The 21,019-nt window shown below is 72.4% G+C and carries 16 protein-coding genes; 5 read left to right on the top strand and 11 right to left on the bottom strand.

What is annotated here, in order from left to right; all coding sequences use genetic code 11:
- Nucleotides 1-320: 320 nt before the first annotated feature.
- From ccsB to hemL, 6 genes are all read right to left on the bottom strand, one after another.
- Nucleotides 321-1,298, bottom strand: coding sequence for a c-type cytochrome biogenesis protein CcsB (gene ccsB / locus ABTW87_RS00730; protein WP_350647180.1), 978 nt, complete (start codon nucleotides 1,296-1,298; stop codon nucleotides 321-323).
- The gene (gene resB / locus ABTW87_RS00725) at nucleotides 1,298-2,944 is read right to left on the bottom strand and encodes a cytochrome c biogenesis protein ResB (RefSeq protein ID WP_350647178.1); all 1,647 of its coding nucleotides are present in this window, start codon (nucleotides 2,942-2,944) and stop codon (nucleotides 1,298-1,300) included. The genes ccsB and resB overlap by 1 nt, the downstream gene beginning before the upstream one ends.
- Nucleotides 2,944-3,801 carry a cytochrome c biogenesis CcdA family protein gene (locus tag ABTW87_RS00720; protein WP_350647176.1) on the bottom strand — a complete coding sequence of 286 codons (858 nt, stop codon included), beginning with the start codon at nucleotides 3,799-3,801 and terminating at the stop codon, nucleotides 2,944-2,946. The genes resB and ABTW87_RS00720 overlap by 1 nt, the downstream gene beginning before the upstream one ends.
- Entirely contained in the window at nucleotides 3,801-4,385 is a 585-nt protein-coding gene (locus tag ABTW87_RS00715) for a TlpA family protein disulfide reductase (protein WP_350647174.1), read from the bottom strand. The genes ABTW87_RS00720 and ABTW87_RS00715 overlap by 1 nt, the downstream gene beginning before the upstream one ends.
- The gene (locus tag ABTW87_RS00710; protein WP_350647172.1) at nucleotides 4,385-5,032 is read right to left on the bottom strand and encodes a histidine phosphatase family protein; all 648 of its coding nucleotides are present in this window, start codon (nucleotides 5,030-5,032) and stop codon (nucleotides 4,385-4,387) included. The genes ABTW87_RS00715 and ABTW87_RS00710 overlap by 1 nt, the downstream gene beginning before the upstream one ends.
- A 123-nt stretch (nucleotides 5,033-5,155) precedes the next feature.
- Nucleotides 5,156-6,493, bottom strand: a complete 1,338-nt coding sequence (gene hemL, locus ABTW87_RS00705) for a glutamate-1-semialdehyde 2,1-aminomutase (protein ID WP_350647170.1) — start codon at nucleotides 6,491-6,493, stop codon at nucleotides 5,156-5,158.
- Between the two features lie 154 nt (nucleotides 6,494-6,647).
- On the opposite strand from hemL, the gene ABTW87_RS00700 reads away from it, so the two are divergent.
- Nucleotides 6,648-6,983: an STAS domain-containing protein gene (locus ABTW87_RS00700; protein ID WP_350647168.1), complete on the top strand. Its 336-nt coding sequence runs from the start codon at nucleotides 6,648-6,650 to the stop codon at nucleotides 6,981-6,983.
- Between the two features lie 21 nt (nucleotides 6,984-7,004).
- On the opposite strand, the gene ABTW87_RS00695 is transcribed toward ABTW87_RS00700, so the two are convergent.
- Complete coding sequence (locus tag ABTW87_RS00695; RefSeq protein WP_350647166.1) at nucleotides 7,005-7,562, bottom strand: response regulator; 558 nt, start codon at nucleotides 7,560-7,562, stop codon at nucleotides 7,005-7,007.
- On the bottom strand, nucleotides 7,559-11,923 hold the full coding sequence (locus ABTW87_RS00690) for a HAMP domain-containing protein (RefSeq protein WP_350647164.1): 4,365 nt from the start codon (nucleotides 11,921-11,923) through the stop codon (nucleotides 7,559-7,561). Before ABTW87_RS00690 ends, ABTW87_RS00695 begins: the two co-directional genes overlap by 4 nt.
- 204 nt (nucleotides 11,924-12,127) lie before the next feature.
- On the opposite strand from ABTW87_RS00690, the gene ABTW87_RS00685 reads away from it, so the two are divergent.
- Nucleotides 12,128-14,203, top strand: coding sequence for a SpoIIE family protein phosphatase (locus ABTW87_RS00685; RefSeq protein WP_350647162.1), 2,076 nt, complete (start codon nucleotides 12,128-12,130; stop codon nucleotides 14,201-14,203).
- Nucleotides 14,204-14,264: 61 nt separating this feature from the next.
- On the top strand, nucleotides 14,265-14,696 hold the full coding sequence (locus tag ABTW87_RS00680; protein ID WP_350647160.1) for a hypothetical protein: 432 nt from the start codon (nucleotides 14,265-14,267) through the stop codon (nucleotides 14,694-14,696).
- A gap of 10 nt (nucleotides 14,697-14,706) precedes the next feature.
- Here the strand turns inward: ABTW87_RS00680 and ABTW87_RS00675 are convergent, their stop codons facing one another.
- Complete coding sequence (locus ABTW87_RS00675; RefSeq protein ID WP_350647158.1) at nucleotides 14,707-16,056, bottom strand: FAD-binding oxidoreductase; 1,350 nt, start codon at nucleotides 16,054-16,056, stop codon at nucleotides 14,707-14,709.
- A gap of 85 nt (nucleotides 16,057-16,141) precedes the next feature.
- Between ABTW87_RS00675 and ABTW87_RS00670 the strand changes: the two genes are divergently transcribed.
- On the top strand, nucleotides 16,142-18,238 hold the full coding sequence (locus tag ABTW87_RS00670) for a S9 family peptidase (RefSeq protein ID WP_350647156.1): 2,097 nt from the start codon (nucleotides 16,142-16,144) through the stop codon (nucleotides 18,236-18,238).
- 54 nt (nucleotides 18,239-18,292) lie between these two features.
- On the opposite strand, the gene ABTW87_RS00665 is transcribed toward ABTW87_RS00670, so the two are convergent.
- Nucleotides 18,293-19,231, bottom strand: a complete 939-nt coding sequence (locus ABTW87_RS00665) for a threonine ammonia-lyase (RefSeq protein ID WP_350647154.1) — start codon at nucleotides 19,229-19,231, stop codon at nucleotides 18,293-18,295.
- Between the two features lie 198 nt (nucleotides 19,232-19,429).
- Here ABTW87_RS00665 and ABTW87_RS00660 point away from each other — a divergent pair, with 198 nt between their 5' ends.
- Complete coding sequence (locus ABTW87_RS00660; protein WP_350647153.1) at nucleotides 19,430-19,609, top strand: hypothetical protein; 180 nt, start codon at nucleotides 19,430-19,432, stop codon at nucleotides 19,607-19,609.
- Nucleotides 19,610-19,695: 86 nt separating this feature from the next.
- On the opposite strand, the gene ABTW87_RS00655 is transcribed toward ABTW87_RS00660, so the two are convergent.
- A complete protein-coding gene (locus tag ABTW87_RS00655; protein WP_350647152.1) occupies nucleotides 19,696-20,973 on the bottom strand; it encodes a glycosyltransferase family 2 protein in 1,278 nt (425 codons plus the stop codon).
- Nucleotides 20,974-21,019: the final 46 nt, after the last annotated feature.

Here is a 21,019-nt window from a genome sequence, read left to right as displayed (position 1 = left end):
TTGCTCTGCTTCAACCGGCGCAACAGGTTCCGCTTCGAAACGGTGCGTGGGTTGAAGCAGAGCAAAGGGGGTCCGGCGGGGTGGTCGGAGCGCGGATGGCGCATGACGCGCCTGACCCTGCGCCCCTTGCTGCCCGACCTGTCCAGGGCATCCGTGGCGCTCACCGGCTGGTCAGGCGGTCGGCTCCCGGGCCTACGCGGCCACGGGCGGGTCCAGCGGAGCGCCGGTGAGCGAAATCTTGACAGTTACCGTCTACCCCGCGAACGAGAACTGCCCAACATCTGCTCGGTGATCTCCGCCGGCACTGGAGTGTGGGCCGGTCAGTCGATGCCGGCGTACGAGTGCAGACCCTCGAAGAAGATGTTCACGCCGAACAGGTTCATCAGCATGGAGGCGAAACCCAGAACGGCCAGCCAGGTCGCGACGTTCCGCTTCACGCTCGGCGTGGCCCGGGCGTGCAGGTACCCGGCGTAGATCACCCAGGAGATGAACGACCAGGTCTCCTTCGGGTCCCACCCCCAGGGCCGCCCCCAGGCCGCCTCCGCCCAGATCGCGCCGGCGATCACCGCGAAGGTGAAGACCGGGAACGCGAAGGCGTGCAGCACGAAGGTGAGCCGCTCCAGGGCCGCCGCCGCCGGCAGCCGCTTCGCCAGGGTGTACGGGAAGCTGCGCCGGCCCTGCTCGTACCCGGAGCGCATCAGGAACGCCACCGCCGGCACCGCGGCCAGCAGGAAGATGCCGGAGGCGAAGACGATCGTCGAGACGTGGATGACGAACCAGTACGAGTTGAGTGCCGGCACCAGCGGCACGATCGGGGTGTAGAGCACCAGCTCGGCGGTGGCGACCAGCAGCACCATCACCAGCGAGAGGAACAGCCCGAGGCGGCGCAGCTGCGGTCGCCTCCAGAGCACCACAAGCCAGCCGGCCACCCCGATCCAGGAGCCGGTGAGCACGAACTCGTACATGTTGCCCCAGGGCATCCGGTCGGCGGCCAGGCCGCGCGCGACGAGCGCGCCCAGGTGCAGCAGGGCACCGACCGCGGTCAGGCCGACGGCCACCAGGCCGGCCAGCCGGGCCCGCGCGGCGGTCCGCTCGGCGGCCGCCGTCGTACCCTCGGCCGCCGGCACCGTCGCGACCACGTCGCCGGGCCCTCCGGCGCCGGCGCCGACCAGCTCGCGGGCGGGCGCGGCGGCCCGGGTACGGGAGTTGCCGAGCGCGTACTCGACGGCGTGGCTGATCATCGCGACCAGGTACGCCAGGATCGCGAAGCTCACCAGCTGATCGGAGAGTGCGGACATCACTCGGCTCCTTCTCGCGCTCCGGCCCGGTCGTCGGCACCGGCCCGCTCGTCCCGCTGCCCGTCGTCACCGACCGCGGCCACGAGTTGCGCGAACTCGTCGGCGAACCCGGGATGGTCGGTGCGCGGCAGGCCACCGGCCTCGACCAAACTACTACCGCTCGTCGGAGATCCGTTTTCCGGGTCGGCCGGGACCACCCGGAAGAAGACCCGCCGCCGGCGGCCGAAGAGCGAGCCCATCAGGCCGAGCAGCAGGGTGCCCGCGCTGACCAACAGCAGCGTCGAGCCGGGGTCGTACCGCACGGACAGGACGATGTACGGCTCGGTGCCCAGGAACTCGAGCCTCGTGCCGTCGTCCAGCGTCCACGTCTCGCCGACCTTGAGCAGCTTGGTGCCGACCTCCTTGACCCGGCCGGAGCGCACCTGCCGCTCGTCCAGCTCGTACACCGAGCCGGGGATGCCGGCGTCCAGACCCAGGTTCCCCCGGTACGCGACGAGATTGAGCAGCGGGTTGCGCTCGGTCGGGAACTCGGACCGGACGAACGGGCCCTCCTGCGGCGCCGTCGGCAGGTACAGGCCGGTGAAGGCCATCTGCAGGTTCGGGTCGCGCTTGCCGGTCGCCGGGTCGACGTTCGCGTCCGGGAAGAGGGCGGCGCCCTCCCCGGTCAGGCCGACGTCACCGGTGGCGAGGAACGGGGTCGGGCTGGTCTGGCTGTTGCCGAAGCGGTCCGTGTAGCGGACCACCGGCGCGTACCCGTGACCGAGCAGGTAGACGTTGGCGCCGTCCAGCCGCAGCGGCGAGTTCACCGAGAACTCGGCCGGCCGGGGCGTGCCGCCGTCCTCGTCGACGGTGACCCGGGCGTTGAAGGACTCCGGCTGGCCGTTGGTCTCCAGGAACGTCGCCTCGAAGTCGTCCAGCCGCAGGCAGAAGCGGGGCAGGTCGCCGCTGCTCACGCGGGGGCCGAACGTCGTCTCGGCGTACTGCTGCTTGGTGTTGCAGAACTGGTTGTCCGCTCCGGCGACCAGGAGGCGGTTGCCGCTCCAGCCGTACCAGGAGCCGAGCGCGACGCCCACCAGCACCACCACCAGCGACGCGTGGAAGAGCAGGTTGCCGGTCTCCTTGAGGTACCCCTTCTCGGCGGACACCTCGTCGCCGCGGACCACCGTCCGCCAACGGCGACGGCGCAACGACGCGGCGATCGCGGCGGCACCGCCGGTCGGCGCGGCGAACACCGCGTGCTGGGGCAGCCGGTCCAGCCGCTTCGGCACCGGCGGGGGCTGCGACCGCAGGGCCCGGACGTGGTCGCGCAGCCGGGGCGTGATGCAACCGATGAGCGAGGTGAACAGCAGCAGGTAGATCGCGGAGAACCAGACCGAGCCGAACGCCTCGAAGGCGCCGATCCGGTCCAGCACCGGCGCCAGGTCCGGGTGGGCGGCGAAGTAGTCGCGTACGTCCTCCGGGTTGACGCCGCGCTGCGGCAGCACCGAGCCGGGGATCGCGGCAACCGCGAGGAGGAAGAGCAGGACCAGCGCCGTACGCATGCTGGTGAGCTGCCGCCACGAGTTGCGCAGGAGCGCCAGGGCCGGGTTGGGGCGGCGCCGGGGCGCCTCGGCCGGCGGGGCCGGCCGGTCGTCCACGACGGTCATCAGATGCTCACCTCGCCCACCCCGACGGTGGTCTGCAACCAGATCACGACGTTGGTCCAGCCACCCGTGACGAGCGCGAGACCGATGAGGATCAGCAGTGCGCCGCCGATCCGGGTGACCCACCGGCTGTTGCGCCGGACGGCGCGGAAGACCCCGAGCAGGCGCTGGAAGCCCAGCCCGAAGACGACGAACGGTACCCCCAGCCCGAGGCAGTACGCCACGGCCAGCACCACGGCCCGGTCGGTCTGCCCCTCGACGGTGGCCATGCCGAGCACCGCGCCGAGGGTCGGGCCGGTGCAGGGCAGCCAGCTGAGCGCGAAGACCGCGCCGAGCACGGGCGCGCCGAGCAGCCCGGCGGCGGGCAGCCGCTGGATACGCAGCTCGCGCTGCATCCCGGGGATCACGCCGAGGTAGCTGAGGCCGAGCACCACGACAAGTGCGCCGATGCCGATCTCCAGGGCCCGCTCGTACTGGAAGAAGATCTTACCGACGGTGGAGAAGAGGATGGCGGTGGCGGTGAACACGACGGTGAAGCCGGCGATGAACAGCAGCGTCCCAGCGAGCACCCGTCCCTTGACGGCGGCGACGGCGGCCCGCGCGGTGCGCTCCCGAAGCGCGACGCCCCCGTCCCTCGGCGTGTTAACAGGGGGCCCTTCCTCTACCGGAGGCGTTAACAGGGGGCCCTTCCTTGCACCTTCGAGGTCGGCGCCGGCCAGACCGGTCACGTACGACAGGTAGCCCGGCATCAGCGGCAGCACGCATGGCGAGAGGAAGCTGACCAGGCCGGCCAGGGCCGCCGCGCCGAAGGCCAGCAGCAGCGGCCCGGACTGGGCGAGCTCCCGGAAGGTCTCGCCCATCAGCGTTCGCCGACCGGCGCGGGTGACTCCGCGGCGATCCGCTCCACGATGGGCTGCAGACCCTGCTGCTTGACGGCCGCCCGGATCACCGCGGCGATCCGGCCGTCCCGGTCCAGCACGACGGTCGCCGGGACCGTGTTCGGTGGGATGTCGAGCGCCAGCGCCAGCCGGCTGCCCGGATCGAACAGGCTCGGGTACGTGACCCGGCCCTCCTCGAAGGCGATCGCCTTGTCCCGGCTGTCCTGGACGTTGATGCCGAGGAAGGTCACGCCGGAGCCCTTGGTGGCCTGGTAGGTGGCCTCCAGGTCGTCGGCCTCCGCCCGGCAGGGCGCGCACCAGGAACCCCAGAAGTTGACCACCACGACCTGCCCGCGGTCACGCGCCACGTCGTAGCTGCCGCCGTCGAGCAGCTCACCGGCGAGCTTCGGGGGCGCCGAACGCTGGTCGGGGGCACACTCGATGACGCCGTCGGCGTTCGTCGCGCACGCCTCCTCGCCCTTCGGTGCGCTGCAGGCGGCCAACGCCACCGTGGCGAGGGCGGCGAGCAGACCCGCGGTCCACCGACGAGGCTGTCGGGCGTTCATCAGGCCCCCTTGGCCGTCCGGGCGGTCGGCGACATCGCGATCAGGTGCGCGGCCGGCTCGGAGTAGCCGATCCCGACCACCTTGGCGCCGTCGAAGTGGAACGTGGTGAGGCTGGCGAGGCCGCACTGCCGCTTGCGCGGGTCGTGCCAGAGACGCTTGCGCTCGACGTACCGGCGCAGCGTCCAGATCGGCAGCTGGTGCGAGACGAGCACGGCCTCCCGCCCCTCGGCGGCCACCCGAGCCGCGTGCAGGGCGGCGAACATGCGCTCGGCGATGGTCCGGTACGCCTCGCCCCAGGAGGGGGTGACCGGGTCCCGCAGCACCCACCAGTTGCGCGGGTCGCGGAACGAGCCGTCACCCGGCGAGACCTTCTTGCCCTCGAACCAGTTGGCGCTCTCGATCAGCCGTTCGTCCACCCCCACGGGCAGCCCGAACTGCGCGGCGATCGGCTCGGCGGTCTGCTGGGCGCGTTCCAGCGGGCTGGCGACCACATGGACGACCTCCCGGTCGGCGAGCCCCTGCGCGGCGGCCTTCGCCATCTGCACGCCCAGCTCCGACAGCCGGAAGCCGGGCAGCCGGCCGTAGAGGACGCCGTCCGGGTTGTGCACCTCACCGTGGCGCAGCACGTGGACCACCGTCTTACTCACTGCCGTGCCCCTTCGTTCGCGACTGCGGGGCTCGCAAACCCGGCTCACTCCTCGCGCTCACCCGCGCCGCCCCTGTTCGCGACTGCGGGGCTCGCAAACCCGGCTCACTCCTCGCGCTCACCGCTACCCCCCGTGACCTGCCGCTGCCGCCGCTGCCGCCGCCGACGGCAGCGCCACGGCGATCTGCTCCAGAGCGGCGTCGTCGATCGCCGCCGACACGAACCACGACTCGAACGCGCTCGGCGGCAGGTAGACCCCGGCCGCGAGCATCGCGTGGAAGAACGCCTTGAACGCCGGCACCTGCTGGGTGCGGGCGCTGTCGTAGTCGACCACCTCGGCGTCGGTGAAGAAGATCGAGAACATGTTGCCCGCGTACGACAGCCGGTGCGGAACCCCGGCGGCGGCCAGCGCGTCGCCGGCGAGCTTGCCCACGACGGCGGCCGTGTCGTCCAGCCTGCGGTAGAGCGCGTCGTCGGCGAGCCGCAGCGTGGCGAGGCCGGCGGCGCAGGCCAGGGGGTTACCGGAGAGGGTGCCGGCCTGGTAGACCGGGCCGGCCGGGGCCAGCCGCGCCATGATCTCCGCGCGCCCGCCGAACGCCGCGGCGGGCAGGCCACCCCCCATGACCTTGCCGTACGTCCACAGGTCGGCGTCGGAGGCGTCGAGGCCGTGCCAGCCGGCGCGGGAGACCCGGAACCCGGTCATCACCTCGTCGACGATGAGCAGGGCGCCGTGCGCGTGGGCGATCGACGCGAGCCGCTGGTTGAAGTTGTCACGCGGGGCAACCACGCCCATGTTGCCGGCGGCGGCCTCGGTGATCACCGCGGCGATGTGCGGGCCTTCGGCCGCGAAGGCCGCCTCGACGGCGGTGAGGTCGTTGTACGGCAGCACGATGGTGTCCCCGGCGGCCGCGCCGGTCACGCCGGGCGAGTCGGGCAGGCCGAACGTCGCGACGCCGGACCCGGCGGCGGCGAGCAGCGCGTCGGAGTGCCCGTGGTAGCAGCCGGCGAACTTGATGATCTTGGCGCGGCCGGTGAAGCCCCGGGCGAGCCGGATCGCCGACATGGTGGCCTCGGTGCCCGAGTTGACCAGTCGCACCTGATCGACAGGAGTGCGGTCGACGATCTCCGCCGCCAGCTCCACCTCACCCGGGGTGGGGGTGCCGAAGCTGGTCCCCTTCGCGGCGGCGGCCTGCACGGCGTCGACCACCTCGGGGTGGGCGTGCCCGAGGATCAGCGGCCCCCACGAGCAGACCAGGTCGACGTAGCGTCGACCGTCGGCGTCGAACAGCCACGGGCCCTCCCCCCGAACCATGAAGCGGGGAGTGCCACCGACGGCACGGAACGCCCGCACAGGGGAGTTCACCCCGCCCGGCACGATGGCGCAGGCGCGGTCGAACAGGGCCTCGGAGGCCGGCGCGTCGGCCGGGTAGCGGCCGGATCCGGCGGGAAACACGTCGGTCACGATGCCGCCATTGTGTCAGCGTCGGCCGCCCGATCGGCAGGCACCCCGGGGCCGGGGTTACCAGTCTCACCCTGGTCGGCGCCGCTCACCCCGGTCACCCCGGACGGTTCCGCCTCGACAGGCCGGTGGGTCGAGATCGCGCTAGGCTGATCCGGTGGATCGTGCCGAACTGTCCATCACGCTGCACCGGTCGGGTGACGAAGCAGTCCTCCGTCTCGCCGGTGAGATCGACATGCTCACGGCCGCCCAGCTCTCGACCGTCGTCAACGAGGTGCTGACCGACCCGCCGCCGCGGATCGTGCTCGACCTGGCCGGCGTCACCTTCTGCGACTCCCAGGGCCTGGGAACGCTTGTCGTGCTCAGCCGCAAGGCCAGCCACTCGCAGAGCCTGCTGGTCCTCACCAACGTGGGCGAGTTCCTGCTCCGCGTGCTGGACATCACCGGCCTCCGCAGCGCCCTGATGATCCGCAACGAGTCCCCGACGACCTGACCCGGCCGGGGTGGGACCGGGTCAGTCGGTGTTGCCCCAGCGGGCCTGTTCCAGCAGGTCGATCGCTCTTCCCACCGCCTCCGGGTCGGTCTCGGCGCGGAGCAGGGCGGTCGCCTCGTCGACCGCGTCGGTCAGCAGCCGCCACTGGACGTCCCGCTCCCGGACCAGGTCGGACTGGGCCGCCAGTTGCCGGGTCTTCACCCACAGCTCCACGAAGACCGACACCTTGGCGCGGAGCACCCACGGGTCGAACGGCTTGGTGAGGTAGTCGACCGCGCCGGCCGCGTACCCGCGCAGGGCCAGCTGGGCGTCGCGGTCGGCGGCGGTGAGGAAGATGATCGGCACGTGCCGCGTACGCTCACGCCGCTTGATGTGGCTGGCCGTCTCGAAGCCGTCCATGTCCGGCATCTGGGCGTCGAGGAGGATCACCGCGAAGTCGTCGACGAGGAGCTGCTTCAGGGCCGCCTCACCGCTCTCCACGGCCACCGACTGCACCGGGAGCCCCTGGAGGATCGCCTCCAGGGCCATCAGGTTCTCCCGGCGGTCGTCCACCAGCAGCGCCTTCGCCATCTGGGTCACGAACTCTCCTCACTGCGGCTGCTGATCCACGACGACATCAGCTCGATCAGCTCGTCCAGGTCGACGGGCTTGGTGATGTAGTCGCTGCCCCCGGCCGCCAGCGCCGACTCCCGGTCCCCGGGCATGGCCTTCGCGGTCAGGAAGACGATCGGCAGGTCGGCGAACCGGTGGTTGCGGCGGATCTGCCGGGTCGTCTCGTACCCGTCCTGATCGGGCATCATGGCGTCCATCAGCACGATGTCCACCTCCGGATGCTCGGCCAGCAGGCGGACGCCGTCCGCCCCGTTGTCCGAGTACAACACGGTCATACCGTGCAACTCCAATGCGCTCGTCAAGGCGAACACGTTGCGTACGTCGTCGTCCACGATCAGCACGGTCACGCCCTCCAGCCGGCGGGTGGCCGACGCCTCGGACGCCTCCGGCAGCAGCTCCACCGGAGGCATCAGCAGCGACGACGGGAGACCGGCGCGGGTCGGCGACGGCGGGGCCGGGGCCACCACCGCGTCCGGGGCCAGGACGTCCGGCACGAAGAGGGTGAACGTCGAGCCCTGCCCGGGCGCCGACGACACGCTGATCGCACCGCCCAGCAGCCGGGCCAGGTCCCGGCTGATCGACAGGCCCAGACCGGTACCGCCGTACCGGCGGCTGGTGGTGCCGTCGGCCTGCTGGAACGCCTCGAAGATGATCGAGAGCTTGTCGTCCGAGATGCCGATGCCGGTGTCGACCACGGTGAACGCGATGACCTGCCGCGCGTTGGTCAGCGCCGGCACGTCGAACACCGCGCTCTGCGGTGCCGGCCCGATGGTCAGCGTCACGGCCCCGGTGTCGGTGAACTTCACCGCGTTGGAGAGCAGGTTGCGCAGGATCTGCTGGAGCCGCTGCGCGTCGGTGACGATCGACTCCGGCAGGTTCTCGGCGACGCGGACCTCGAGGTCGAGCCCCTTCTCCTCGGCCTGCGGCACGAACGCCTGCTCGACGTAGTTGCGGATCTCGGCGAACCGGATCTCGGTCGGCTCGACGTCCATCCGGCCGGCCTCGATCTTGGACAGGTCGAGGATGTCGTCGATCAGCGAGAGCAGGTCCGAGCCGGCGCTGTGGATCGTCCGCGCGAACTCGATCTGCTTCGGGGTGAGGTTCTGCTCCGAGTTCTCCGCGAGCAGCCGGGCCAGCAGCAGCAGGGAGTTCAGCGGCGTACGCAGCTCGTGGCTCATGTTGGCCAGGAACTCCGACTTGTACGCCGAGGCCCGGGTGAGCTGCTGCGCCTTCTCCTCCAGGCCGAGCCGGGCCAGCTCGATCTCCCGGTTCTTCGTCTCGATGTTGCCCTTCTGCTCGGAGAGCAGCTTCGCCTTGTCCTCCAGCTCCGCGTTGGTGCGCTGCAGCTCGGCCGACTGCTCCTGCATCTCGTGGGCCAGCCGCTGCGACTGGGCGAGCAGTTCCTCCGTACGCCGGTTCGCCTGAATGGTGTTGACCGCGACGCCGATGGTGAGAACCAGGCGCTCCAGGAACGACAGGTGCAGGCTGGAGAAGGCCGCCACGCTTGCGAACTCGATCACGCCGAGCAGTTCGCCCTCGAAGAGGACCGGCAGCACCACCAGATCGGCAGGCGGCGTGTCGGCCAGCCCGGAGCGCAGCGTGAGCCGGTTGTCCGGTGCGGCGCTGACCCGGATCGTGCGGCGGGACAGCGCGGTCTGCCCGACCAGGCCCTCGCCGGGGCCGAACGTCACGTCGTGCCCGCGGGCGACGTACCCGTAGGAGGCGGCGAGCCGCAGCCGGAAACTGCCCTCGGAGTCGTCGACAAGGAAGAACGCGCCGAGCTGCGCGTCGACGAGCGGGGTCACCTCCATCATGATCATGCGGCAGACCTCGCCGAGGTCGCGCTGCCCCTGGAGGAGGCCGCCGATGCGGGCCAGGTTGGAGTCCAGCCAGCCCTGCTCGGCGTTCTTCTTGGTCGTCTCCCGGAGGGTGACGATCATCTGGTTGATGTTGTCCTTCAGCTCGGCGACCTCGCCCTGCGCCTCGACGGCGATCCGCTGGGTCAGGTCGCCACGGGTCACCGACGTGGAGACCTGGGCGATGGCACGCAGCTGGGTGGTCAGGGTCGAGGCGAGCTGGTTGACGTTCTCGGTGAGGTCCCGCCAGGTGCCGGAGACGCCCTTGACCTGCGCCTGCCCGCCCAACTTGCCCTCGATGCCGACCTCGCGGGCCACCCGGGTCACCTCGTCGGCGAACGACGACAGCTGATCCACCATCGTGTTGACGGTGTTCTTCAGCTCCAGGATCTCGCCCTGCGCGTCGACGGTGATCTTCTGGCCCAGGTCACCCTTCGCCACGGCGGTGGTGACCGAGGCGATGTTGCGGACCTGCGAGGTCAGGTTCGACGCCATCGAGTTCACGTTGTCGGTCAGGTCCCGCCACGTACCGCTGACGCCCTTGACCTGCGCCTGACCGCCCAGCTTGCCCTCGGTGCCCACCTCGCGGGCCACCCGGGTCACCTCGTCGGCGAACGACGACAGCTGATCCACCATCGTGTTCACCGTGTTCTTCAGCTCCAGGATCTCGCCCTGCGCGTCCACGGTGATCTTCTGCGACAGGTCACCCTTCGCGACGGCCGTGGAGACCTGGGCGATGTTGCGGACCTGGGACGTCAGGTTCGACGCCATCGAGTTCACGTTGTCGGTGAGGTCCCGCCACGTGCCGGCGACGCCCCGGACCTGCGCCTGGCCGCCCAGCTTGCCCTCGGTGCCCACCTCGCGGGCCACCCGGGTCACCTCGTCGGCGAACGACGACAGCTGATCCACCATCGTGTTGACGGTGTTCTTCAGCTCCAGGATCTCGCCCCGGGCGTCGACGGTGATCTTCTGGCCCAGGTCACCCTTCGCCACGGCGGTGGTGACCGAGGCGATGTTGCGGACCTGCGAGGTCAGGTTCGACGCCATCGAGTTCACGTTGTCGGTCAGGTCCCGCCACGTACCGCTGACGCCCTTGACCTGCGCCTGACCGCCCAGCTTGCCCTCGGTGCCCACCTCGCGGGCCACCCGGGTCACCTCGTCGGCGAACGACGACAGCTGATCCACCATCGTGTTCACCGTGTTCTTCAGCTCCAGGATCTCGCCCTGCGCGTCCACGGTGATCTTCTGCGACAGGTCACCCTTCGCGACGGCCGTGGACACCTGCGAGATGTTGCGGACCTGGCTGGTGAGGTTGCCGGCGAGCTGATTCACGTTCTCGGTGAGGTCCCGCCACGTGCCGGAGACACCCCGGACCTGCGCCTGACCACCCAGCTTGCCCTCGATGCCCACCTCACGGGCCACCCGCGTCACCTCGTCGGCGAACGACGACAGCTGATCCACCATCGTGTTGACGGTGTCCTTCAGCTCCAGGATCTCGCCCTGCGCCGCAACGGTGATCTTCTGCGACAGGTCGCCCCGGGCCACCGCCGTCGACACCTGGGCGATGTTCCGCACCTGGGCGGTCAGGTTCGACGCCATCGAGTTGACGCTGTCGGTCAGGTCCTTCCAGGTGCCGGCCACGTTCGGCACCTCCGCCTGACCGCCGAGCTTGCCCTCGGTGCCCACCTCGCGGGCCACCCGGGTCACCTGCTCGGCGAAGAGACGCAGCGTGTCGGTGAGATAGCTCATCGTATCGGCCAGCTCGGCGACCTCGCCCCGCGCGCTGACGGTGATCTTCTGCGACAGGTCACCCTTCGCCACCGCCGTCGCCACCTGGGAGATCGACCGCACCTGGCCGGTCAGGTTCGACGCCATGGTGTTCACCGAGTCGGTGAGGTCCTTCCAGGTGCCGGCGACGCCCCGGACGTCGGCCTGGCCACCGAGCTTGCCCTCGGTGCCCACCTCACGGGCCACCCGGGTCACCTCGTCGGCGAACGACGACAGCTGATCCACCATCGTGTTCACGGTGCGCCCGATGCGCAGGTACTCACCGCGCAGGGGCCGGCCGTCGATCTCCAGCGCCATGTGCTGGGAGAGGTCGCCCTCGGCCACCGCCACGATGACCCGGGCGATCTCGGTGGTCGGGCGCCCCAGGTCGTCGATGAGCGAGTTGACCGCGCGCTGCCCCTCCGCCCACGAGCCGTCCAGGCCCTCGTCGTCGAGGCGCTCGGTGAGCCGGCCGTCCCGACCGACGATCCGGCTGATCCGCCGCAGGTCGTGGTACTGCCGTTCCTGCAACGAGACCACCTCGTTGAAGGCGTCCGCCACCTCACCGGCCCGGCCCGCCCGGCGGGGCAGCCGGACCTTGAGATCGCCGCGACGGACCCGCCGCAACGCCTCGGTCAGCTCGACGAGGACCGCCTCGTGATCCGGCGCGGACGGATCCGCCACCGGCTGTTTCGCCGTGGTCATCATTCCTCGCTCACGTCGGGGGCCACCGGCTGCCGGAACGCCGGCCACCCCACTATTGTGCCCGCGACCCCGACCGCGCCAGGCCGGCGCCACCGCGAACCCCGTACCGGTTCGGCCACGCTCCGCGACGAACGGTCGCGCCGGCGATGACCGGAACGCGTGACAAGCTTGGCACCCGACGGGCCGGCGATGGAGGATACGGGGATGTCAGCGGAGCGGGGGACCGCATCGATCGGCGGTCGCGACGAGCACGTCCGGCGGGTCCGGCTCCCCGCCGACCGCCGTACGCCCGCGGCCGCCCGCGCCCTTGTCCGGTCCGTGCTCGCCGAGGCGGCGCTTGACGAGCTGACCAACGAGGCCCTGCTGCTGACCACCGAGCTCTCCACGAACGCCGTGGAGCACGCCCGCACCGAACTGGACGTCGAGGTCGTCGCCGACCGTTCCGGGCTCACCGTCACCGTCTCCGACTTCGCCGGCGGGCCGGTGGAGGAACTGACCGTCGGCGTCCGCAACGAGAGCAGCGACATCAGCCAGGTCTCCGAACGCGGGCGGGGCCTGCTGCTGGTCGACCACTTCGCCAGCCGCTGGGGAACCACGTACCACCCCACCGGCAAGGGGGTCTGGTTCCGGCTGGAGAGGTCCGGATCCACCGGCGCCACCCCACCGGAACTGGCCGCCGCCGCACGTGCCACGGCGGGCGCCGGGAGCGGCGTCAGCGAGGACAGCTCCGCGCCGAGCGCCGCGGCGATGAGCGAGCTGATGCAGACCGCCCCCGACCCGTACACCGACGATCCGCTCCCGGATTTCGCGACAAGCCTGCTGACCCGCGTGGCCGAGATGGTCGGCGCGGCCGGTGGCGTGGTCCGGCTCGACCGGGGCGACGGGCAGGGCACGCAGGTGCTGGCCCGCTACGGCCGCCAGCCCCGGCCCGGGAACGAGCTGCTGCGGGTGCCGCTGACCGTGCACCGGCCGTACGCCGGCGAACTCGAACTGGACGCCGCGCCGTCCGCGTACGCCCGGCCGCTGGCGTCGCTGATGGCCGAGCGGCTGTCGCTGCACCTGGAGAACGACCGGCTGCGCCGGGCCGACGTGCGCCGCCAGGCCTGGCTGACGTTCCTCGCCGAGGTCAGCGAACTGCTCGCCCAGTCCCTCGACGTCGAGCTGACCATGGCGCTCATCCCGCAGCTCGTGGTGCCCCGGCTGGGACAGTGGTGCGCCGTGCACACCACCGACGAGTGGGGCCGGCTGCGCCTCGCGGCGACCAGCCACGCGGACGAGTCGGTGCTGCCGCAACTGCACGCGGTCCTTGCCGAGACCGGGCCGGAGTCCATCCAGGCCCGGCTGCGGGAGGCGTCCCGCAACGGCACCCAGATGCCGCTCGGCGCGCCCACCGAGGGCTTCGCCGTTCCGCTGATCGCCCGCGGCCAGCGGCTCGGCACCCTCGCGGTGGGCCGGCACCAGCGGCACCGCCACGACCCCGACGAGGTCGCCGTCCTGGAGGACGTCGCCCGCCGGGCGGCGCTGGCGATCGACAACGCCCGCATCCACGCCGAACGCCGCCGGGTCGCACAGGCGCTCCAGCAGTCGCTGCTGCCGCCCGTGCTGCCGGTGGTCGAGGGGATCGGCTTCGCCGCCGAGTACGTCCCGACCGGCGACGACGCCGACGTCGGCGGCGACTTCTACGACGTGCTGCCGCTGCCGGACGGGCGGTGGCTGGTCGTCATCGGCGACGTCTCCGGCAAGGGTGTGCAGGCGGCCACCGTCACCGGCCTGGTCCGCGACGTCATCCGCACACTTGTCGGCGACGGCAAGCCGCTGCCGGAGGCGCTGACCCGGCTCAACGAGACGCTTGTCGAGCGGGGCGGCGGGCGGTACTGCACGCTTGCCGTCGCGGCGGTCGGGCCGGGCGACGGCGGCCAGCTCGACGTCTCGCTGCACCTCGCCGGCCACGACCGCCCGGTGCTGCTGACGGCCGGCGGCGCGAGGTTCGTCGGCACCGGGGGCACCGCCCTCGGGCTGCTCGACTCGATCGCCTCGCCGACGGCGGAGCTCTCGCTCGGCGCGGGCGACGCGCTGATCTTCTACACCGACGGGGTCACCGAACGGCGGCGCGGCCGGGAACTCTTCGGGGTGGACCGCCTCCGGGAAGCGGCGGCCCCGCTGGCCGGCTACTCGGCGGACGTGGTGGCGGCCCGGCTCCGCTCGACCGCGCTCGGCTTCTCGCCCGAGACGCCCCGCGACGACATCGCCATCCTGGTCCTGCGCAACGACGCCGCCTGAGGCGGTGCCACCCCCTTGCGGGAGGTGGAATCCGCCCGCGATCAGGGCCTAGGTTGGTGCCATGTCGAGCGCCGTCCACGCCGTCACCGATCGACCGCCACTGCTGCGCAGCGTCCTCGCCGGACAGGTCGCCCTCCTGTCCGCCTTCGCGGTCGTGACCGCGATGTGGCTCGGCCGGATGGCCGTCGCCGGGGTGGGGCCCGAGGAGATGACCACCGGAGCGTACGACCCGAAGGACCTGGTGCCGTTCGGGCTGGGCATGGCCAACCCGTTCACCTGGCTCTACGTGCTCGTGTCGCTGCTCTTCCTCGTCGGGCTGGTCGCCGTGCCGCTGCTCGCCGCCTACTCGGTGTTGCTGCTGGTCCGTGACCGGGAGAGTGTTCCCCGCCGCACCCGGCGACTGCTGCTCGCCGTGACCGTGGTCGGCGTCGCGGTGACCGTGCTGCGGTTCGCGCCGGTCGGCACGGAGCTGACCCGCTGGTGGCTGGACTGAGGCCGCCGCGTCACAGCCCGCCGGGGAGGCGGCCCGGCGCCAGCCGGTGGTGCGGGTCGAGGTGCTCCTTGGCGGCGCGCAGCCGGGCCAGGCCGGCCAGTTCGCCCCACAGGTCGACGGCCCGCCGGACCGGCTCCGGCGCGGAGACCACCACGCACCGGCCGTGCCGCGCGAGCAGGACCCCACGCACCGCGGCGAGGATCGAGGCGACCCGCTCGGCGGGCATCGCGCCGGGCAGCGCCGCGTGCACCACGCCCAGGCCCGCGGAGCCACGCACCGGGACCGGCGCGCCCGCGGCGTCGCGCAACGCGTACACGGCCGCGTGCAGGTCGGTGATCGGCACCTCCAGGCGCAGCGCCGTGTCGCCGGGCCCGAACGGGTAACGCCGCCACCACTCGGGGGCCGAGTGGCTCGCCGAGGCGCCACCGCCGAGCAGCGACACCATCCGGTCGGCCCGCTCCGCGACGTCGGCGGGCCCGCCCTCGAGCAGGATGACGAGGGTGCCGGCCCGGGCCGGGCCGGTCGTGGCGCGCCCCGTCATCGACGGGTGCCGGGCCATCGACGCGGCCCGGCTCCCCTGCCGCGGCCGGGGTCCCGCGCCGGCCGGGAGGTCCAGCTCGACGGCCGCCGGGTCGAGGCGGGCCGCGAGCACCGTGCGCACCAGGTCGTGCACCTCCAGCGGCGTCCACACGGGCCGGGTGACCCAGATCCGGCTCGCCGGGACGGCCTGCACCCGGAGGGTCGCGGCGACCAGCACCCCGAGCGCGCCCTGGGAGCCGCAGAGCAGCCGGGCCAGCTCCAGCCCCTCCGCACCGCCACCGGCGCCGACCAGCTCGCCGTCGGCGTCCAGGTAGCGCAGGGAGACGAGCTGGTCGCAGGCCGTACCGTGGCGGTGCCGCAGCGGGCCCGCCTCGCCGGCCGCCAGCACCCCGCCGAGCGTGGCACCGGGCGACGGCGCGTCCAGGGCGAGGCGCTGGCCGGTGCGTTCCAGGGTGGCCTGGACCGCGCGCAGCGGAGTGCCCGCGCCGACCTCGGCGGTCGACGCGCCGACCCGCTCGTGACCGATGCCGGCGAGCCGGCCGGTGTCGAGCATGATGTCCACCCCGTCGGGGGCCGCACCCCAGTCGATCTTCGTGCCGGCACCGCGCGGCACCACGGTCAGATCGTGCCGGGCGGCGAGCCGGAGGATGTCGGCGGCGGCCCGCGCGGTCCCCGGCACGGCGACCCAGCGGGCGGGCCGGCCGGCCACCTCGTCGGCGGGGCCCGCGAGGCGGGCGAACGGCGGCCCGCAGATCTCCGCGAGCCGGCGGGTGATGTCGAGGGCTCCGGGCCGGTCCGTGGAACTCGCTGCTGCCGCCATGCCGGTCATCGTACACATGTTCGAAAGTTGCGGAAGGCATGTCGCACGACCGGGTGAGCGGGCCCGCGGCCGGTAACGTGACGCCGTGAGCACCGAGACCCCAGTACCCGCCGCCAAGCGGGTGCCGACCGAACGCACGCACCACGGCGACAAGGTCGTCGACGAGTACGCCTGGCTCGCCGCCAAGGACGATCCGGCGACGATCGCCTACCTGACCGCCGAGAACGCGTACACCGAGACCCGCACCGCCCACCTTGCCGACCTGCGCACGCGGCTGTTCGAGGAGATCCGCCGCCGGACCCAGGAGACGGACCTCTCCGTGCCCACCCGCAAGGGCGGCCACTGGTACTACACCCGGACCGTCGAGGGGCAGCAGTACGGCGTGCACTGCCGCCGGACCGTCCGCGACGGCGAGACCGACCCGCCGGTGAGCGCCGACGGCGCGCCGCTGGAGGGCGAGGAGGTGCTCCTCGACGGCAACCTGCTCGCCGAGGGCCACGACTTCTTCGCGCTCGGCGCGTTCGACGTGAGCCCGGACGGGCGCTGGCTTGCGTACTCCACCGACTTCTCCGGCGACGAACGCTTCACGCTGCGGGTCAAGGACCTCGCCACCGGGGAGCTGCTCCCCGACGAGGTGCCGGACACCTTCTACGGCACGGCCTGGTCCGCCGACGCCTCGGTGCTGTTCTACGTCACCGTGGACGACGCGTGGCGGCCGAACCGGGTGTGGCGGCACACGCTGGGCACCCCGTCGAGCGAGGACGTCGTGGTCCACCAGGAGGACGACGAGCGGTTCTGGGTGGGCGTCGAGCTGACCCGCTCCGAGAAGTTCATCCTCATCGACATCCACAGCAAGGTGACGAGCGAGATCCTGGTCATCCCCGCCGGCAACCCGACCGGCGCGCCGGCCTCCGTGGCATCCCGACGGCAGGGCGTCGAGTACACGGTCGAGCACCACGGCCACCGGTTCCTCATCCTGCACAACGACGGCGCCGAGGACTTCGCGCTCGCGTACACGTCGGCGGACGCACCGGGCGACTGGGTGCCGCTGATCGAGCACTCCCCCGGCACCCGGCTGGAGGCGGTCGACGCGTTCGAGAACCACCTCGTGGTCACCCTGCGCACCAACGGGCTGACCGGGCTGCGCGTACTGCCGATCGGCGGCGGCGACGCCCACGACATCGAATTCCCGGAACCGCTGTACAACGTCGGGCTGGACAGCAACCCGGAGTACCGCACCGGCCAGCTCCGGCTGCGTTACACGTCCCTGGTCACCCCCGACTCGGTGTACGACTACGACCTGGTCACCCACCAGATGGTGCTGCGGCGGCGCAAGCCGGTGCTGCCCGGGCCGGACGGCCGCCCGTACGACCCGGCCGCGTACGAGCAGCACCGCGACTGGGCGCTCGCCGACGACGGCACACGGGTGCCGATCTCACTGGTCTGCCGGGCCGGCACGCCGCGCGACGGCTCCGCGCCGTGCGTCATCTACGGGTACGGCTCGTACGAGGCGAGCATGGACCCCTGGTTCTCGGTGGGCCGGCTGTCCCTCCTGGACCGCGGCGTCGTCTTCGCCGTGGCACACATCCGGGGCGGCGGCGAGCTGGGCCGGCGCTGGTACGACCAGGGCAAGCTGCTGGCCAAGAAGAACACCTTCACCGACTTCGTGGCCTGCGCCCGGCACCTGGTCAAGGCCGGCTGGACGGCCGCCGACCGGCTGGTCGCCCGGGGCGCCTCGGCCGGCGGCCTGCTGATGGGCGCGGTGGCCAACCTCGCCCCGGACGCGTTTACCGGGATCGTCGCGCAGGTGCCCTTCGTGGACGCGCTCAACTCGATCCTCGACCCGACACTGCCGCTGACGGTCACCGAGTGGGAGGAGTGGGGCAACCCGCTCGACGACCCCGAGGTGTACGCGTACATGAAGTCGTACACGCCGTACGAGAACGTGCGGGCGGTGGACTACCCGGCGATCCTCGCGGTGACCAGCCTCAACGACACCCGCGTGCTCTACCACGAGCCGGCGAAGTGGATCGCCCGGCTGCGGGCGACCGCGCCGCAGGGCGACTACCTGCTCAAGACCGAGATGGGTGCCGGGCACGGCGGCCCGAGCGGCCGCTACAACGCCTGGCGCGAGGAGGCGTTCATCAACGCCTGGATCCTCGACCATCTACACCACGCGTGAAAGGAGGGGCCCCTTGTTAACGCCTGGCGTGGTGAAGGGGCCCCTTCTTAACACTCACAACGCCGCCGCCAGCACCCTCGGGTCGACGTTGCCGCCGGTCACCACGGCGACCGTACGCCCGCTCGGCAGCTCGGCGGCGCGGAACAGCCGCGCGGCCACCGCCACCGCGGCGCTGGGCTCCACCACCAGGCGCGCGTCCCGGACGAGCCGGCCCATCGCCGCGCGGATCTCGGCCTCCGACACGGTGACGATGCCGTCGAGCCGTGCCAGCAGGTGTGCGAGGGTCAGCTCGGACGGTGGCAGGCGCAGGCCGTCGGCCATCGTCCGGTAGGTGCGCTCCTCGCCCCACGCCACGACCGACCCGGCCGCGAGCGAGTCACGGGCGTCGGCGGCCAGCTCCGGTTCGACGCCGATCACGGCGGCCGCCGGCCGCAGGGCCTTCACCACGGTCGCCACGCCGGAGGAGAGACCGCCTCCGCCGACCGGCACCAGCACCACGTCCACGTCGGGCCGGTCCTCGACGATCTCCAGGCCGACCGTGCCCTGCCCGGCGATGATCCGCCGGTCGTCGAACGGCGGCACCAGCACGGCACCGGTCTCCGCCGCGATCCGCTCGGCCTCCGGCCCACGACGCGGTGGCGGCACCGTGACCACCTCGACTCCGAGTGCCCGGATCCGGTCGACCTTGGCCGCCGGCGCACCGTCCGGCACCACGATCCGGCACGGCACGCCGGCCGCGCGGGCCGCGTACGCCAGGGCCAGGCCGTGGTTTCCCGACGAGTGGGTGACGACGCCGCGCGCTCGCTCGGCCGGCGTGAGCCGGGCGACCGCGTGCGTCGCGCCCCGCAGCTTGAACGACCCGACCGGCTGCAGGCTCTCCGGCTTCAACCACAGGTCCGCGTCCCACGAGGCCCGCAGCAACGGGGTACGCACGACCGCGTCCGCGACGTCCACGGCGGCGCCCCGGACGTCCTCCACCGACACCAGATCCATCGCCCCATCCTGCCCGCTCGCCACGCCCCCGGCCCCCGCCGGGCGCACGGCGTCGCGCTACCCCTACGCCGGAAGCCCGGATCGGGACGAGCATGATCGCGCTCGATCGCAGAAGTGACATCGTCGATCGAGCACGATCATGACCGGGGTACGGGGCGGACCGGTCGCCTAGACTGCCGGCGTGACCAGGGCAGTGCGGTGAGCGCCACGGATGGCGAGCCGGCAGGCGGCGTACCCCGGTCGAGTCTGCGGGCGGCGGCGGGTGACCGGCGGGTCTGGGCGATCCTCGCGGTGGTCGCCGCCCTGCTCGTCTGCTGCTGTTCGGCCGCCGCCGGCACGCTGCTCGCGCTCTCCGCCGGGCTGTTCACCGGCGGCTGACCGTTGCCGCGTGTGGGCGCACCGCCGTGCGTGGGTGTTAAGAAGGGACCCTTCCTCTACCGGAGGCGTTAAAAGGGGGCCCCTCCTTACACCCGGAGCAGGGCGGCGGCGTCGCCGGTTCGGGACATGCGCTGCCAGCGCAGCCGGTTGCCGATCAGCGCGGTGACCACCGACTGCACGACGACCAGGTACATCACCTGCCGATAGACGACCTGCTGGAACGGCAGGCTCCACAGCGGCCCCAGGCGTTCCCCGTCCAGCCGCAGGGCGTACGCGGCCGTCAAAGCCTGGAGCAGCAGCAGCCCGACCCACGCCAGCACGAGCGTCGACCAGGGCAGGAAGAGCAGCGCGTAGAGCGCGTACACGTCGACCGCCGGAGCGGCCAACGGCAGCACGATCTGGAACACGGTCAGGTACGGCAGGCACCGCCGGCCCAGTCGCCCCCCGGCGCCCGGTTCCCGCAGGGCCCGCCGGTGCTTCCACATCGCCTGCATCGTGCCGTAGCACCACCGGTAGCGCTGCCGCCACAGTTGCCGCAGCGTCGACGGCACCTCGGTCCAGGCGATCGCCGCCTCCTCGTAGACGACCCGCCAGCCGGACCTGAGCACCTTCATCGTCAGGTCGGTGTCCTCGGCCAGGGTGTCCGCCGGCACGCCGCCAACGGCGAGCAGCACCTGGCGGCGGAACGCGCCGATCGCCCCGGGGATGGTCGGCATGCACTCCAGCACGTCGTACATCCGGCGGTCCAGGTTGAAGCCGATCACGTACTCCAGGTGCTGCCAGCGCCCGAGCAGCCGCCGCCGGTTGGCGACCTTGGTGTTGCCGGAGATCGCGCCGACGGTCGGGTCGGCGAAGCCCTGCACCAGCCGGTACACGGTGTCCGGCTGGAAGACGGTGTCCCCGTCGACGAGCACCAGCAGGTCGGCCCGGGCGGCCCGGACACCGGTGTTGAGCGCGGCCGGCTTACCGGCGTTGGCCTGGCGGATCACCCGGACGCCGCGCAGCCGCAGCCGCTCCACGATGTCGGCGGTGCCGTCCGTCGACCCGTCGTCCACCACGATCACCTCAAGGGCCGGGTAGGCGCTGGCGACCAGGGACCGGACGGTGGCGGCGATGTTGGCCGCCTCGTTGTACGCGGGCACGATCACCGAGACGGGTTCGGTGACCTGCCGCCGGCCCCGCACCGGCCGGCGGACCCGGCGTACGTGGCGTTGCGCGCAGACCACCTGCACGAGGAGCCGCGCCACGCCGAGGACCAGCGCGACCGCCAGCAGCACCGTCATCGCGTCCGAGACGCCGGCCGCGCCGACCTGGGCCCAGCGCAGGGCGACGCCGCTCAGCCGGCTGCCCGCGCTTGCCGGCACGGTCGACTCGGGCGCGCCGATGCCCGCCGAGACGGTGGCCCGTCGC

Origin of the sequence: Micromonospora sp. NPDC126480 (assembly GCF_040302465.1) — a bacterium.
In the GTDB taxonomy this organism is placed as follows: domain Bacteria; phylum Actinomycetota; class Actinomycetes; order Mycobacteriales; family Micromonosporaceae; genus Micromonospora.
Note: the sequence above shows the minus strand (reverse complement) of the source record. Positions and strands in the feature narration are given on the sequence as shown.

Excerpts from the sequence above, each read along its gene's own strand:
- ccsB (WP_350647180.1), bottom strand. The coding sequence starts at position 1,298 with ATGTCCGCACTCTCCGATCAGCTGGTGAGCTTCGCGATCCTGGCGTAC.
- resB (WP_350647178.1), bottom strand. The coding sequence starts at position 2,944 with ATGACCGTCGTGGACGACCGGCCGGCCCCGCCGGCCGAGGCGCCCCGG.
- ABTW87_RS00720 (WP_350647176.1), bottom strand. The coding sequence starts at position 3,801 with ATGGGCGAGACCTTCCGGGAGCTCGCCCAGTCCGGGCCGCTGCTGCTG.
- ABTW87_RS00715 (WP_350647174.1), bottom strand. The coding sequence starts at position 4,385 with ATGAACGCCCGACAGCCTCGTCGGTGGACCGCGGGTCTGCTCGCCGCC.
- ABTW87_RS00690 (WP_350647164.1), bottom strand. The coding sequence starts at position 11,923 with ATGACCACGGCGAAACAGCCGGTGGCGGATCCGTCCGCGCCGGATCAC.
- ABTW87_RS00685 (WP_350647162.1), top strand. The coding sequence starts at position 12,128 with ATGTCAGCGGAGCGGGGGACCGCATCGATCGGCGGTCGCGACGAGCAC.
- ABTW87_RS00680 (WP_350647160.1), top strand. The coding sequence starts at position 14,265 with ATGTCGAGCGCCGTCCACGCCGTCACCGATCGACCGCCACTGCTGCGC.
- ABTW87_RS00675 (WP_350647158.1), bottom strand. The coding sequence starts at position 16,056 with ATGGCGGCAGCAGCGAGTTCCACGGACCGGCCCGGAGCCCTCGACATC.
- ABTW87_RS00665 (WP_350647154.1), bottom strand. The coding sequence starts at position 19,231 with ATGGATCTGGTGTCGGTGGAGGACGTCCGGGGCGCCGCCGTGGACGTC.